The 14070-nt window shown below is 62.1% G+C and carries 14 protein-coding genes; 1 reads left to right on the top strand and 13 read right to left on the bottom strand.

Annotated elements, in window-relative coordinates; translation table 11 throughout:
* Positions 1-105 precede the first annotated feature (105 nt).
* The 11 genes from KSY82_RS04155 to KSY82_RS04105 are packed head-to-tail and all read right to left on the bottom strand — an operon-like array spanning position 106 to position 10532.
* Entirely contained in the window at positions 106-1320 is a 1215-nt protein-coding gene (locus KSY82_RS04155; RefSeq protein WP_217750310.1) for a PTS sugar transporter subunit IIC, read from the bottom strand.
* A gap of 40 nt (positions 1321-1360) precedes the next feature.
* Positions 1361-3085, bottom strand: coding sequence for an acetyl-CoA carboxylase, carboxyltransferase subunit beta (gene accD / locus KSY82_RS04150; protein ID WP_254881716.1), 1725 nt, complete (start codon positions 3083-3085; stop codon positions 1361-1363).
* Positions 3072-4415 carry an acetyl-CoA carboxylase biotin carboxylase subunit gene (locus tag KSY82_RS04145; protein WP_217750309.1) on the bottom strand — a complete coding sequence of 448 codons (1344 nt, stop codon included), beginning with the start codon at positions 4413-4415 and terminating at the stop codon, positions 3072-3074. Before KSY82_RS04145 ends, accD begins: the two co-directional genes overlap by 14 nt.
* A 10-nt stretch (positions 4416-4425) precedes the next feature.
* On the bottom strand, positions 4426-4848 hold the full coding sequence (fabZ, locus tag KSY82_RS04140) for a 3-hydroxyacyl-ACP dehydratase FabZ (protein WP_217750308.1): 423 nt from the start codon (positions 4846-4848) through the stop codon (positions 4426-4428).
* Positions 4849-4857: 9 nt separating this feature from the next.
* Positions 4858-5331 (bottom strand): acetyl-CoA carboxylase biotin carboxyl carrier protein, encoded by a 474-nt coding sequence (gene accB / locus KSY82_RS04135; protein WP_022094191.1) that lies wholly within the window; start codon positions 5329-5331, stop codon positions 4858-4860.
* Positions 5332-5334: 3 nt separating this feature from the next.
* A complete protein-coding gene (gene fabF, locus KSY82_RS04130) occupies positions 5335-6582 on the bottom strand; it encodes a beta-ketoacyl-ACP synthase II (RefSeq protein ID WP_055309395.1) in 1248 nt (415 codons plus the stop codon).
* 39 nt (positions 6583-6621) lie between these two features.
* Entirely contained in the window at positions 6622-7395 is a 774-nt protein-coding gene (gene fabG, locus KSY82_RS04125; protein WP_217750307.1) for a 3-oxoacyl-[acyl-carrier-protein] reductase, read from the bottom strand.
* A 30-nt stretch (positions 7396-7425) separates the two neighbouring features.
* Positions 7426-8352 carry an ACP S-malonyltransferase gene (locus KSY82_RS04120; RefSeq protein ID WP_217750306.1) on the bottom strand — a complete coding sequence of 309 codons (927 nt, stop codon included), beginning with the start codon at positions 8350-8352 and terminating at the stop codon, positions 7426-7428.
* Positions 8340-9284 (bottom strand): enoyl-[acyl-carrier-protein] reductase FabK, encoded by a 945-nt coding sequence (gene fabK, locus KSY82_RS04115; RefSeq protein ID WP_006235020.1) that lies wholly within the window; start codon positions 9282-9284, stop codon positions 8340-8342. Before fabK ends, KSY82_RS04120 begins: the two co-directional genes overlap by 13 nt.
* 2 nt (positions 9285-9286) lie before the next feature.
* Entirely contained in the window at positions 9287-9523 is a 237-nt protein-coding gene (locus KSY82_RS04110; protein ID WP_006235019.1) for an acyl carrier protein, read from the bottom strand.
* 49 nt (positions 9524-9572) lie between these two features.
* The gene (locus KSY82_RS04105) at positions 9573-10532 is read right to left on the bottom strand and encodes a 3-oxoacyl-ACP synthase III family protein (RefSeq protein WP_217750305.1); all 960 of its coding nucleotides are present in this window, start codon (positions 10530-10532) and stop codon (positions 9573-9575) included.
* A 176-nt stretch (positions 10533-10708) separates the two neighbouring features.
* On the opposite strand from KSY82_RS04105, the gene KSY82_RS04100 reads away from it, so the two are divergent.
* Positions 10709-11485 (top strand): biotin--[acetyl-CoA-carboxylase] ligase, encoded by a 777-nt coding sequence (locus tag KSY82_RS04100; RefSeq protein ID WP_217750304.1) that lies wholly within the window; start codon positions 10709-10711, stop codon positions 11483-11485.
* A gap of 115 nt (positions 11486-11600) precedes the next feature.
* Here the strand turns inward: KSY82_RS04100 and rpsJ are convergent, their stop codons facing one another.
* Together rpsJ and fusA are read right to left on the bottom strand one after the other, a co-directional pair.
* On the bottom strand, positions 11601-11909 hold the full coding sequence (rpsJ, locus tag KSY82_RS04095; RefSeq protein ID WP_022094184.1) for a 30S ribosomal protein S10: 309 nt from the start codon (positions 11907-11909) through the stop codon (positions 11601-11603).
* Between the two features lie 60 nt (positions 11910-11969).
* Positions 11970-14069: an elongation factor G gene (fusA, locus tag KSY82_RS04090; protein WP_117854517.1), complete on the bottom strand. Its 2100-nt coding sequence runs from the start codon at positions 14067-14069 to the stop codon at positions 11970-11972.
* Position 14070: the final 1 nt, after the last annotated feature.

The following is a 14070-nucleotide window of genomic DNA, read 5'->3' as shown; positions in this document are numbered from 1 at the left end:
GATTGTAGTGTAGCCACTTTGTCCTTCAGATACAAAAAAGGCCACAACCCACACGGGCCACGGCCTTGGAATATGGCAAAGGAATCGTCCTTGTGTCGCACAGGTTTACGCGCTTACTTCGGCCACGCTCTTCGAGGTTTCGGGTGAATCGGCTCCGTCCCCCGTCGTCTGTCCCTTCGCCGGCACCACGCCAAAGCAGTAGCTCAGCGCCGCAGACACCGCAAATGCCACACCGCCGGCAGCGCAGCACCACAGCAGGTTCGAGATGCCGCCCGTGGCAAAGCCAATGACCATAAGGACATTCGTCATGCCGATGGTATAGGCCGTAACGTGGCCCACGGCCGCAACAAGGCCTCCGACGGCGCCGCCAATGGCCATGCACGTCAGGCACCTGCCATATTTAAAGCCGCAACCGTACAGCGCCGGCTCGCTTACGCCGCCAAGAACACCCGAGATTGAATAGCCCAGCATGAGCGCCTTCTCGTCCTTATCCGCAACGCGAAGCGACGCGCCAAAGGGCATGCCCCAAACGGCGAACGTTGCCATCGTCGCGGCGATCAGGATGCACGAATCCGTTCCCACACTCATAAACTGCGCATAGGCGAGCGATAGGACAACGTTGCTGACGCCGGCGATCTTTAGGAACTCCCAGCCCGCAGCAAGCCCCATGAGCGTGAGCAGCGACACGATGCCACCGGAATTGCCAAGCATAAACATAAGCTGGCCCAACAGCATGCCCAGATAGCTGCCCGCCGGTGCCGTAATACACAGCGAAACCGGAACCATGACAAGCATGGTCGCAAACGGAACAAACGAAAACGCCACGGCCTTAGGGATAACGCGCTGAAAGAAACACTCCACTCGCCATAGCACGGGCACCGAGATGAGAACTGGAATAACAGTCGTCGTGTAATCGTTGACCGGCGCGGGAAGCAGACCATACACGGAAGTCATCGATGCCCCCGTCGTCGATGCGGCATCGACGAGCTTGAGCAGATCGGGCGCAATCAATACGCCGCCCAGCATCATACCCAGCTGCTCCGAGCAACCGAGCTGGCGGGCGGCCGCCCAACCAAGATAGATGGGCAAAAAGTAGTAGCCGGCGTTATAGAGCCAACTGTAGAACAGGCGATAGATTTCGGAATCGGCAGACCACAGGCCCAGCATGCCTTCGCCCATAATGACGGCGACGGTGCGGAACAACGCCGCGCAGACAATAAACGGCAGCGCCGACATCATGCTTTTGGACAGATAATCGACCACGGCCATGGCGTTTGATGAAACCGACGTTGTAAACGAGGTGTTAGAAACTTGTAGCATGGAACGCCTTTCCCAATATGACATGCGGGCTGTCCCTTTGTCACATCGTGCGGTACTGACCGATTGCGCGGTACTTTTCGTAGCGGAGGTTTGTGAGGGTCGCGTCGTCGAGCTGCCCAAGCGCATCGAAGGCATCAAATGCCGAGGACATGACGGCACCGGCGATCTCCTCATGCGACAGGCCCTTATCGTCAACAATGCCGTCAATGATGCCGAGCGCCAGCAGATCGGGGGCCGTGAGCTTAAGCGCCTCGGCGGCCTCATTCGCGCGCTCGGTATCCTTCCACAGGATCGACGCACAGGCCTCGGGGCTCACGACCGAATAGGCCGAGCTCGAGAGCATCAGGATGCGGTCGGCCACGGACAGCGCCAGCGCGCCACCAGAGCCGCCCTCGCCTGTCACCACCGAGACAATCGGCGTCTTAAGGCCGCTCATCTCCATGAGGTTCTGGGCAATCGCCTCACCCTGGCCGCGTTCCTCGGCACCGATGCCGCAAAACGCGCCCGAAGTATCGACCAGGCACAGAACCGGTCGACCAAACTTTTCGGCCTGGCGCATCAGGCGACGCGCTTTGCGGTAGCCCTCGGGATGTGCCATACCAAAGTTGCGACGCATGCGCTCTTTGGTCGTGGTGCCGCGCTCGATGGCGATGACCGTTACGGGGCGTCCGTCTTTCCAGCCAATGCCAGCCACCACAGCAGCGTCGTCGCCAAAGTAGCGGTCGCCGTGCAGCTCCACAAATCCATCCAGGCCCAGCGAGATCATCTCGCCTGCCGTGGCGCGATCTGCCGAGCGGGTCTGCTTGACAATCTCGAGCGCGGTTTTTGGTGCGGCCGAGCGCTTGAACAAGTGTCCCAGCTTTTTGCCGCGGCGACCCGTATGCACGATCTCATGCGGTGCCCCCAGGCCGGGCGCGTGCCCTTCGTGCAGCGCCAGCAGCTCGCCTACCGTGAGCGCAATCTCGCCACGCGGAACAACGGCATCGCAAAAGCCGTGCTCCAGCAAAAACTCGGAGCGCTGGAATCCCTTGGGCAGGCGCTTGTGCATGTTCTGCTCGATCACGCGCGGGCCGGCAAATGCCGTCAGGGCATCGGGCTCGGCCAGGATAATATCGCCCTCCATGGCAAAGCTCGCGGTCACGCCACCGGTCGTAGGGTCGGTGAGCACCGTGATGTACAGACCGCCCGCCTCGCTGTGGCGCCTAACGGCTGCAGAGATCTTGGCCATCTGCATGAGCGAGGTCACGCCCTCCTGCATGCGGGCGCCGCCCGACACGGTAAAGCCAACGACCGGCAGTCCCAGCTCGATCGCGCGCTCAAACGTGCGGCAAATCTTCTCGCCCACCACGGAGCCCATCGAGCCCATCATAAAGTTGGCGTCCATAAAGAAGAGCGCGGTATCGCAACCGCAGATTTTGCCCCTGCCGCACACAACGGCATCGCGCTCGCCCGAACGCTCGCTCACGCTCTTGAGCTTGTCGGCATAGCCGGGAAACGAGAGGAAGTCTTCCGACGCCAGATTGGCATCCCATTCCTCAAACGTGCCCTCGTCGACCGTCATGCGCATGCGCGCGCGACCGCTCACGCGAAAATGTTTGCCGCAACGAGGGCAGACCTCGAGGTTGTCGTGCAGGCGCGCCTCATCGATCACACGGCGACACTCCGGGCACTTGATAAACACGTGGCGCGCGGGAAACTCGGCGCACGACTCGGTCATCGGCCCCTCGAGAACGTTGACCGTCTTCGCTTTTCTATTCATCAGCATAGAGATGCCCCATCAGATCGGTGTGATACATGCCCGACAAGAACTCGTCGTTTGCCAGCACGTCGAGCTGAAGCTCGCTGTTTTCGCTCACGCCCTCGATCACGAGCTCGCCCAGGGCCGAGCGCATCTTGCGAATGGCGCCGTCACGCGTGGGCGCACACACGATGAGCTTGCCGAGCATAGAGTCGTAGTACGGCGGAACTTTCGCACCGGTAAACATGGCGGAATCCCAGCGTACGCGCGGACCACCCGGCACACGCAACGCGGTGACCGTTCCGCATGACGGCAGAAAGTCCGGCGTTTCGGCATTAATGCGGCACTCCATGGCGTGGTTGCGGACCGGCATGTCCTCCCGCTCAAAAGGCAGAGGCTGGCCGGCAGCCACGCGCAGCTGCCACTTAACCAGGTCGGTATCGGTCACAAACTCCGTAACCGGATGCTCCACCTGCAAGCGCGTGTTCATTTCCATAAAGTAAAAATTGCCGTCATCTGAGTACAAAAACTCGATGGTACCGGCCCCTTCGTAGCCGACGGCACGAGCCAAGTCACGCGCTGCCTTGTGCATGCGAGCACGAATGTCGTCGTGTCCGTCGAGGCACGGCGCAGGGCTCTCCTCGATCAGCTTTTGATTGCGACGCTGCACCGAGCACTCGCGCTCGCCGAGCGAAAACACATGGCCCTGCTTATCGGCCATAATCTGCACCTCAACGTGGTGCGCCGGCGCGACGAACTTCTCCATGTAGCACTCGCCGTCGCCAAAGACGGCCTCGCCCTCGGCACGCGCCTCGATGAACGCCTTTGCCGCATCTTCCACGCGCTCGACCTTGCGAATACCGCGACCGCCGCCACCTGCACGCGCCTTGATGAGCACGGGGCAGCCAATGCGCTCGGCCTCGGCCGTCGCCTCCTCGGGACTTTTGAGCAAATCGCAGCCCGGCACGATGGGCACGCCCGCCGCGGCAGCCGTTCGACGTGCGGCGTCCTTGTCGCCCATGCTGTCGATCACCTCGGCCGAAGGACCGACAAACGCCAGGCCATACTTGTCGCAGTCGCGCACGAAGCTCGCCTTCTCGGAAAAGAAGCCATAGCCGGGATGAATTGCCTTAGCTCCCGACTTTACGGCACAGGTGAGCACGGCATCGTCGTTGAGGTAGCTCTCGGCAAGACGCGGGCCGCCGATGCAATACGCCTCGTCGGCAAGCTGCACGTGCAGCGCGTCCGCATCGGCCGTGGAATAAACGGCGACGGTCTTGATGCCCATATCGCGGCACGCGCGGATAACACGGACCGCAACTTCGCCGCGGTTGGCGATGAGCACTTTGTCGAACATGGAGCCTTCCTTAACTTTCGTGCATGAGTGCAAAAGACATATCAGCGCGGCAGCAAACCTCACCGTTGACGCTCGCGGTACCCGTCGCAAAGCGGAACGGCCCGCGCGCACGCGTGATGGAGCACACCAGATCCACCGTGTCGCCCGGGCGCACCGGACGCTTAAAGCGCACCTTGTCCAGACTCGTGTAGAACGGCGTCGCGCCGCGCGCCTCCTCATCGCCCATCAGCAGCACGCAGCAGTTTTGGGCGAGCATCTCGCACTGGATCACGCCGGGGACCACCGGGTTTTCCGGAAAATGCCCCTGCAAAAAGTATTCGTCGCCCGTAATCGTGATCTTGCCGTGGGCCTCGTCGCCCACCAGCTCGGCTTCGTCGAGCAAAAGCATCGGCTCGCGATGCGGCAACAGTTCTTTAAGCTCTTCTTTGTTCATGGATATCACCTATCCGATCCTCATGAGGCAGCTGCCGAACTCCACGAGGTCGCCGTCGGCCACGCAGATCTCGAGCACCTCGCCATCCGCCTCTGCCGTCACCTCGTTGAGAACCTTCATGGCCTCGATGATGCAAAGGGTCTCGCCAGCCTTGACCTTGGAGCCCACGTGCACAAATGGCTCGTCGCCCGGCGCCGGGGCAGCATAGAAAACGCCGACCATGGGAGCGGTCACCTCGGTGCCCTTGGGCTCCGGTGCGGCGGCAGGTGTCTGCGCGGCGGGCTCCGGTGCGGCAGGCGCGACTGTGGGGGCTGCAACTGGAGCGGCCATAGCGCTCGGCATGGGCATGGGCACGGCAACCGGCTGTGCGGCGCTCGCGCGCTCGAGTTCGACCGCGGTGCCATCGGGCTCCTCAACGCGCACGCGCGTGAGGCCGCGGTCCTCCATCACATCGGCTATCTCGGCAAGTCTTTTGGAATCCATGCTCTAGCTCCTCGTATATCTACGCAGCGCAATGGCGGCGTTGTGCCCGCCAAAGCCTAGGTTGGTCGAAAGCGCCCAGGTAAGGTCGGCGCGAACTGCGCGATTGGGCGTGTAGTCAAGATCGCAGGCGGGATCGGGCGTGCGGTAGTTAATGGTCGGCGGCACCACGCCCTGCTCGAGCGCCATGGCGCAGGCCATGACCTCGATGGCGCCCGTGGCACCGATCATGTGGCCGGTCATCGACTTAGTCGACGAGACGTGCGCGGCGCGCGCCGCGTCCTCGCCGAGCGCACGCTTAATGCCCGCCGTCTCGGACGAATCGTTGAGCTTGGTCGATGTGCCGTGGGCATTGATGTAGAGACCCTCGGATGGCTTGACGTCGCCCTCGGTCACCGCCAGCGATATCGCGCGGGCAATGCCGGCAGCCTCGGGATCAGGGCTCGTGATGTGATAGGCATCATCGGTGTTGCCGTAGCCCACGACCTCGGCATAAATGTGCGCGCCGCGCGTCTGCGCATGTTCCATGCTCTCGAGCACGAGCACGCAGGCGCCCTCGCCCATCACAAAGCCGTCGCGGTCTGCATCGAACGGGCGGCAGGCCGTCGCGGGATCGGGGTTGGTGGTCAATGCGCGGCAGGACGTAAAGCCCGCAACGGCATCGGGGATAATTGCAGCCTCGGCGCCGCCCGCGAGGATCGCGTCGGCATAGCCGTGCTTGATGGCGCGGAACGCCTCGCCCACCGCATGGGCCGAGGTGGCGCACGCGGTCACCACGGGCAGGGTCGGCCCCTTTGCTTTGTGACGGATTGCGATGTTGCCCGATGCCATGTTGGGGATCATCATCGCGATCATGTAAGGCGATGCGCGGCGGGGCCCACGGTCGGCAATCGTATGGACGTTATCGACGAGCGTCGTCATGCCGCCCACGCCCGAGCCCACGTAGACGCCCAGGCGCTCGCGATCGATGGCGCCTTCGACATCAAAGCCCGCATCGTGCATTGCCTCGTCCGAAGCCGCCATCGCAAACTGAACGCAGGGGTCCAGATGCTTGGCGTCACGCTTGCCAAAGTACTCGTTGCCGTCAAAGCCCTTGACCTCGGCCGCCACCTTGACGGCAAATGCATCGGTATCGAAGTGCGTAATCGGGCCGATGCCGCACGTGCCAGCGCACATTGCCGCCCAGGTGGCAAGCGCGGTGTTGCCGAGCGGCGACACGGCACCGATACCGGTGATTGCAACTCTCTGTTCCATCATGGTCTCCTCATCCAAGCCGTTCTTCGGCCCTGATTTCTACATCGCCATTCCGCCGTCAACGCGTACAACCTCGCCCGTAATGTAGGAAGCCGCATCGCTCGCCAAAAAGCGCACCACGCCGGCCACTTCCTCGGGGCGCGCCATGCGCTTAAGGGGAATCTGCTCCTCGGTTACCGTACGCATCTTCTCCGAGAGCTTTGCCGTCATATCTGTCTCGACAAACCCGGGGGCGACCGCGTTCACTCGTACACCGCGGGGCGCAAGCTCGCGCGCCACCGCCTTGGTCAGGCCGATCACGCCCGCCTTGGAGGCAGCGTAGTTGGCCTGCCCGGCATTGCCCATCAGGCCCACAACCGAGCTCATGTTGACGACGCAGCCGCCGCGCTGGCGCATAAAGGTCTTGGTGAGCGCGCGCGTCGTGTTAAACGTTCCTTTAAGGTTGACATCGAGCACGCGATCGAAGGCGTCATCGCCCATGCGCATGAGCAGGCCATCGCGGGTGATGCCAGCGTTGTTGACGAGCGCCCAAATGGAGTCAAAGTCGTTGAGGACCGCTTCCACGCACGCGTTGACGGCAGCGGGGTCGGCCACGTCGCATTGATATGAGCGCGCCGTGGCGCCAGCCGCCTCGCAGGCGTCGCACGTCTCGCGCGCCGCATCGACGCTGCCGGCATAGACGACGGCGATATCGTAGCCATCCTCCGCCAGACCGATAGCGCAGGCGCGGCCGATACCCCGCGAGCCGCCCGTGACCAGTGCCACGCGACGTGAGTCGTTGCGCTCGAGCGCGCCATTGTTCAAGTTGCCCATGTCATTCCTTTCGGGTTACAGCCCTGTGGACTATGCGAGCTCGTCGGCAATAGCTGCGACCTGCTCGGCCGTCTCGCACGAATACACGCGAACGTCGCTCAGCGTACGCTTGACCAGGCCGGACAGCGTTTTGCCGGGGCCGACCTCAATAAATGTGTCGATGCCTTGATCCTGCAGAGCATGCAGCGTATCGACCCAGCGTACGGCATGGCTCACCTGATTGGCCAAGACATCCGATGCCGTCTGGGGATCCGCCGGATAGGGCGCCGCTGTCATATTTGCCAAAACAGGAATGAGCAACGGGGACGGCGCGTGACCGGCCTCAATATATGCGGCAAGGCCACAGGTCGCCTCGGCCATATAGGGGCTATGAAATGCACCCGACACCGCGACCTTCATGGCGCGGCCGCCAGCCTCTTTTACTAGGACGTCGAGCTCCTGCAGCGCCTCGGGCGCTCCGGCCACAACCGTCTGCTGTGGGCTGTTGTAGTTGACTGACCAGCAGTCCTCGCCGGCCTGTTTTGCCAGGCCCTCGACTTGCGCCGCATCGAGCTTGATGACGGCGCGCATGCCGCCCGGATGGCGCTCGGCAGCCGCGGCCATCAGCGCCGCGCGCTCGCACACGAGCTCAAAGCCCGCTCGCGTATCGAACGCCCCCGCAAAGGTGAGCGCGGCGACCTCGCCCAGCGAGAATCCCGCACAGGCGGCAGGTACCACGCCGCGCTCACGCAGGGCGGCAGCCGCTGCCAGGTCGTGCACGAACACGCAAGGCTGCGTGTTCTCGGTCTGCGAGAGCTCCTCCTTGGAGGCGCTCCGGCACTGCTCGCTCGTCCCCGGGCGCACCTCATCGGCAATGGCGAACACCTCGGCAGCCGCCGGCGATGTCTCGATCAAGTCGACGCCCATCGCGGGGTGCTGGGCACCCTGGCCGGCAAACAAAAACGCTACGCCACCCATGCGCACGCACCCTTCAGGACGTGCTCGGCGCCATCGACCAGGTCGTCAACGATTTCGCGTGCGCTCTGGCGCTCGTTGACCATGCCGGCAATCTGTCCACACAAAAACGAACCCTCTTCGTAGTTGCCGTCCTTGGCGGCCTTACGCAGCGCACCGGTTCCCATAGCACCGAGCTCCTCGGCACTCGCGCCGGAACCCTCGCTCTTGGCATAGGCGTTGGTGAAGGGGCTCTTGAGGGCGCGCACTGGATGTCCCGTCGAGCGACCGGTCGCACGCGTCGAAGTGTCGTTGGCCTTCAGGACCATCTCCTTGTACTGCTCCGAGACGGTGCACTCGTCTGCGACCAGAAAGCGCGTACCCACTTGCACGCCTTCGGCGCCCAGCATAAAGGCGGCCGCCACGCCGCGGCCGTCGGCAATACCGCCGGCGGCCACAACGGGAATGTCGACCGCATCGACGACCTGCGGCACCAGTGCCATCGTCGAGGTCTCGCCAATATGGCCGCCCGATTCGGTACCCTCGGCAACAACCGCCGTGGCCCCGCGACGCGCCACGAGACGCGCCAGCGCCACCGAGGCAACGACCGGGATGACCTTGATGCCCGCCTCGTTCCACGCCTTCATGTACTTGGCGGGATTGCCGGCGCCCGTCACGACGACCGGCACTCGCTCGTCAATCACGACCTGCGCGACCTCGTCGGCAAACGGGCTCATGAGCATGACGTTGACGCCAAAGGGCTTATCCGTCTTGGCGCGCAGCTCATGAATCTGGTCGCGAAGCCAGTTGGCGTCGGCGTTCATGGCCGCGATGATGCCTAAGCCACCCGCCTCGGACACTGCGGACGCCAGCGAGGCATCGGCAATCCAGGCCATACCGCCCTGGAACACGGGCTTTTCGATGCCGAGCAGATCGCAGAGAGGAGTCTTGAGCATCTCTACTTCTCCAATGCCGCCTCGACCGTATCGGCGAACTCGCCGACCGTCTTGGGGTTCTCCTCGGTATCGAGCTGGATGCCAAACTCGTCCTCGACGGCGACGAGGATCTCGACGGTGCCCAGGCTGTCGAGACCAATCTCCTCGAGCGTGGACTCGGGCTTCATCTCGACATCGTCAAGACCGGCGGTCTCGCGGATAACGTCGCAAACGCGCTCGAAGGTCTTCTGATCTGCCATGGTAGTTCTCCTTTGTTTGTGCCCTAGGGGCGTTTTTTCCTATGTGCAACTACTTCCAACGAAGCAGATAGCCACCTATATCCAGGCCGGCGCCAAATCCAACGAGGGCGATGGTGTCGCCCGCATTCAGTGCGTCGGTGCGTGCCAGACGGTCAAGCGCAAAGGGAATGCAGGCGCTCGAAATGTTGCCGGTCTCGCGCAGCGTTCGAACCACGCGCTCATCTGGCACGCCGAGGCGCTTGACCGCCTGACTCAGGATTCGTTCGTTAGCCTGATGGAATACAAAATGGTCGATGTCTTCGACCGAAATGCCCGCATCGCCCGCAAGCTTATGGACCGTGTCGCAGATGGCGTTGACGCCGAACTTGAACACGCGGCGGCCATTCATGGACAGCACGCTCTTGCTATCTGCGGAAGCCTTAAACGGCGAGGTGCCGACCAGACCGGGAACGTGTAACGTCTCGACGTCGGGCGCCGTCGAAAGCTCAACGGCAAGGGGGCTGTCTCCCCCAGCCCCAATCACTGCGGCGCCTGCCCCATCGCCAAAGAGCACGCAGGTGGCGCGGTCGGTCCAGTCGAGCGCGCGCGTCATCTGCTCAGCAGCAACGATAAGCACGCGCTCGGCACGACCGCGCTCGATATAGCCCTCGGCGACATCGAGCGCAAACACGAAGCCGGCACAGGCCGCCGAGACATCGAAGGCAGGGCACGCCGCTCCTAGTCGCTCAGCAACGGCACACGCCTCAGCGGGAACAAGGTGGTCACCCGTCGTCGTCGAGCAGACGATCAGATCCAGCTGGCTCGCGTCGATTCCGGACACCTGGAGTGCCCGCTCGCTCGCCGCTACGGCAAGGTCGTCAAGTGACTCGGTGGTACAGACGTGGCGGCTCTTGATACCTGTGCGGGTAAAAATCCACTCATCCGAGGTATCGAGGAACTCAGACAGCTCGTCATTGGAAACACTGCGCTCAGGAACCGCCGAGCCTGTTCCAAGAATCGTGAAACCCATCACTAACCTCCTTTGAGTTGTTGACGTGTTTACATCGACCAAGAGAGGATAACGCATTTCAGTCGTTGTTGACGTGTTAACATTAAATTGTCCAAATGCGACAAAGGCTTCACATTGTGTCTATCTCTCGACACCATTGCGTCATTCACTTATTCAATAAGGAGGTAGCAGCCGCTATGGATGCCCAATTAACGATTGTCGACGTAACCGGATCGACCAACGATGACCTGCTCGAGGCAGGAAAACAGGGTGCGCCGCACGGCACAGGACTTGCCGCCCGCGCGCAAACGGCAGGACGCGGCCGGCGCGGCCACAAGTGGGATTCAACCGCCGGCAACCTATTGCTTTCGATTGTCCTGCGTCCATGCGTTAATCCCGCAAAGTACTCTGGTCTTGCCGCCGTCAGCGGCCTAGCGATGCTCGAAGCACTCGAAAAGCAGGGTCTTGCAAACGAGATTGGCCTCAAATGGCCCAACGACCTGGTCGCGCGAGGACGCAAGCTCGGCGGCATTCTGGTAGAGGCCGCACGCGATAACGAAGGCAACCCCTTTGCGGTCTGTGGCATCGGCGTTAACGTGAACTATGTGCCCGCGGAGGTTCCCGATGGCGGCCTGCCAGCAATCGGCCTGTCAGACCTCAACAAGAACGTTCCCGCCGTCGACATGCTCCTCGATGAGGTCTATCACGCAGTTATAGACGCTGTAGATGCCTGGGCAGAGCGCCTCAACGCCAAGGAAGAAGACGCCGGTCCGCTCGCGCCCGTCCACGACGAATATATCGCTCACCTCAATTGGATCGGGGAGCACGTTATCGCCCGCTCCCCCGCTGAGGACGAGCTGGCGCGTGGCATCTTTAAAACGGTCGATGGCTTTGGTCGCGCGTGCATCGAAACGGAAGACGGCTTTCGATCCTTCCATTTTGAGGAGGCATCGCTGCGTCCCTTGAGCGAATAAGGCGCCGCAACCACCTACTCGGCAGCATTACCCCGCAGTCCAAACCATCATTCAAAACAAAAGGACCCCGCTACCGTAACGGCAGCGGGGCCCTTTAAGCTATGAGCGATATCGCTTAGAGCTTGATGTCGATGTCGACGCCAGCGGGGAGGTCGAGACGCATGAGCGAATCAACGGTGCCCGAGGTGGGGTCGAGGATGTCGATGAGACGCTTGTGGGTGCGCATCTCGAACTGCTCACGGGAGTCCTTGTTCACGTGCGGCGAGCGGATAACCGTGTACAGGTTGCGCTCGGTGGGCAGGGGGACAGGACCGGAAACGCGAGCGCCGGTCTTCTGAGCGGTCTCGACGATGAGCTTCGCGGACTGATCGACGACCTCGTGATCATAGCCCTTGAGGCGAATGCGGATCTTCTGGGTAGCCAACTTAAACCTCCAAAGAGTGCGAGAGATGTTCTCGCGGATTACGTAACAGGGAGCTCGAACTTAGGCGTTCTTGCTCATGACCTCGTCCACGATGGACTTGGGCGCGGGCTCATAAGAGTCGAACTGCATCGTGTAGGATGCACGGCCCTGGGTCTGGGAGCGAAGGTCGGTAGCGTAACCGAACATCTCGCCCAGCGGCACCTTGGCACGGATGAGCTTGCTGTTCTTGCGATCCTCCATGCCCTCGATCTTGCCGCGACGACCGGAGAGGTTGCCCATAACGTCGCCCATGTACTGCTCGGGGGTCTCGACCTCGACAGCCATGATCGGCTCGAGCAGCTGCGGGTCGGACTTCTTGAGGGCGTCCTTGATAGCCATGGAACCGGCGATCTTGAAGGCGGCCTCGGAGGAGTCGACCTCGTGGTAAGAACCGTCGAACAGGGTGACCTTGACGTCGAGGACCGGGAAGCCGGCGATAACACCGGTGTTCAGGGCCTCCTGGATGCCCTTGTCGATGGACGGGATGTACTCCTTGGGCACGACGCCGCCGACGATAGCGTTGACGAACTCGTAGCCGAAGCCCTCCTCCATCTTCTCGAGCTTGATGACGGCATGGCCGTACTGACCGCGACCACCGGACTGACGAACGAACTTGCCCTCAGCCTTCTCAACGTCGTGACCAGCGGTCTCGCGGTAGGCAACCTGGGGCTTACCAACGTTAGCGTCAACCTTGAACTCACGGAGCAGACGGTCGACGATGATCTCGAGGTGCAGCTCACCCATGCCGGCGATGATGGTCTGGCCGGTCTCGTGGTTGGTGGACACCTGGAAGGTCGGGTCCTCCTCGGCGAGCTTGGTCAGAGCCAGGGACATCTTGTCCTGCTCGGCCTTGGTCTTGGGCTCGATGGCAACGTCGATAACGGGCTTAGCGAACTCGATCTTCTCGAGGACGATCTCCTTGCCCTCGGCGCACAGGGTGTCACCGGTGGTGGAGTTCTTGAAGCCGACGCAAGCGACGATGTCGCCGGCAGCGGCGTCGTCACGGTCGATACGCTCGGCAGCGTTCATCTCGAGGATGCGGCCGAGGCGCTCGCGCTGACCGTTGGAAGCATTGACAACGTAGGAGCCGGACTCGGCGCGGCCGGAGTAAACGCGGACGTAGGTGAGCTTACCGACGAACGGGTCGGTCATGATCTTGAAGACCAGGCCGGAGAAGGGCTCGTCGAAGGAAGGATGACGCTCGATCTCCTCGCCGGTGTCCGGATCGGTACCGGTAACGGCCTCGACGTCGAGCGGGCTGGGCAGGTAGTCGACGACAGCGTCGAGCAGCTCCTGGACGCCCTTGTTCTTGTAGGCGGAGCCCACGAAGACGAGGTTAAGCTCGTTGGCCAGAACGCCCTTGCGCAGAGCAGCCTTGAGCTCCTCGACGGTGAAGTCCTCCTCCATGAGGATCTTCTCCATGAGCTCGTCGTCAAAGCTGGCAGCAGCGTCGAGGAGCTCCTCGCGCTTGGTGGCAGCGATGTCGGCGAACTCAGCCGGGATCTCGTCCATCGGCTCGGGGTAGGTCATGCCCTTGTCGTCGGCCTTGAAGTCCCATGCGGTCATGGTGACGAGGTCGATGACGCCCCAGAAGTTGTCCTCGGCGCCCATCGGGACCTGAGCGGCCACGGCGTTAGCGTCGAGACGATCTTTCATGGTCTCGATAGCGTTGAAGAAGTCAGCGCCCACGCGGTCATATTTGTTGATGAAGGCGATACGGGGGACGTTGAAGGTAGAAGCCTGACGCCAAACGGTCTCAGACTGGGGCTGAACGCCGGCAACGGCGTCGAAGACGGCGACAGCGCCATCGAGGACGCGCAGGCAGCGCTCGACCTCAGCGGTGAAGTCAACGTGGCCCGGGGTGTCGATGATCTGGATGCGGTAGTCCTTACCGTCCTTGTTCCAGAAGCACGTGGTAGCAGCGGAGGTAATGGTTACGCCGCGCTCCTGCTCCTGAACCATCCAGTCCATGGTGGCAGCGCCCTCATGAACCTCACCGATCTTGTGGGTCTTACCGGTGTAGTAAAGAATACGCTCGGTCGTGGTGGTCTTACCGGCATCGATGTGAGCCATGATGCCGATGTTACGGGTATCGGAAAGCTTGTACTTAGGCTTAGCCATG

It is taken from the genome of Collinsella aerofaciens, assembly GCF_019131995.1.
Taxonomy (GTDB): domain Bacteria; phylum Actinomycetota; class Coriobacteriia; order Coriobacteriales; family Coriobacteriaceae; genus Collinsella; species Collinsella aerofaciens_S.
The sequence above is the reverse complement of the archived record's forward strand: the minus strand, read 5'-3'. Positions and strand labels throughout refer to the sequence as shown.

Coding starts and splice junctions, on each gene's coding strand:
- KSY82_RS04155 (WP_217750310.1), bottom strand. CDS start 1,320: ATGCTACAAGTTTCTAACACCTCGTTTACAACGTCGGTTTCATCAAAC.
- accD (WP_254881716.1), bottom strand. CDS start 3,085: ATGCTGATGAATAGAAAAGCGAAGACGGTCAACGTTCTCGAGGGGCCG.
- KSY82_RS04145 (WP_217750309.1), bottom strand. CDS start 4,415: ATGTTCGACAAAGTGCTCATCGCCAACCGCGGCGAAGTTGCGGTCCGT.
- fabZ (WP_217750308.1), bottom strand. CDS start 4,848: ATGAACAAAGAAGAGCTTAAAGAACTGTTGCCGCATCGCGAGCCGATG.
- accB (WP_022094191.1), bottom strand. CDS start 5,331: ATGGATTCCAAAAGACTTGCCGAGATAGCCGATGTGATGGAGGACCGC.
- fabF (WP_055309395.1), bottom strand. CDS start 6,582: ATGGAACAGAGAGTTGCAATCACCGGTATCGGTGCCGTGTCGCCGCTC.
- fabG (WP_217750307.1), bottom strand. CDS start 7,395: ATGGGCAACTTGAACAATGGCGCGCTCGAGCGCAACGACTCACGTCGC.
- KSY82_RS04120 (WP_217750306.1), bottom strand. CDS start 8,352: ATGGGTGGCGTAGCGTTTTTGTTTGCCGGCCAGGGTGCCCAGCACCCC.
- fabK (WP_006235020.1), bottom strand. CDS start 9,284: ATGCTCAAGACTCCTCTCTGCGATCTGCTCGGCATCGAAAAGCCCGTG.
- KSY82_RS04110 (WP_006235019.1), bottom strand. CDS start 9,523: ATGGCAGATCAGAAGACCTTCGAGCGCGTTTGCGACGTTATCCGCGAG.
- KSY82_RS04105 (WP_217750305.1), bottom strand. CDS start 10,532: ATGGGTTTCACGATTCTTGGAACAGGCTCGGCGGTTCCTGAGCGCAGT.
- KSY82_RS04100 (WP_217750304.1), top strand. CDS start 10,709: ATGGATGCCCAATTAACGATTGTCGACGTAACCGGATCGACCAACGAT.
- fusA (WP_117854517.1), bottom strand. CDS start 14,069: ATGGCTAAGCCTAAGTACAAGCTTTCCGATACCCGTAACATCGGCATC.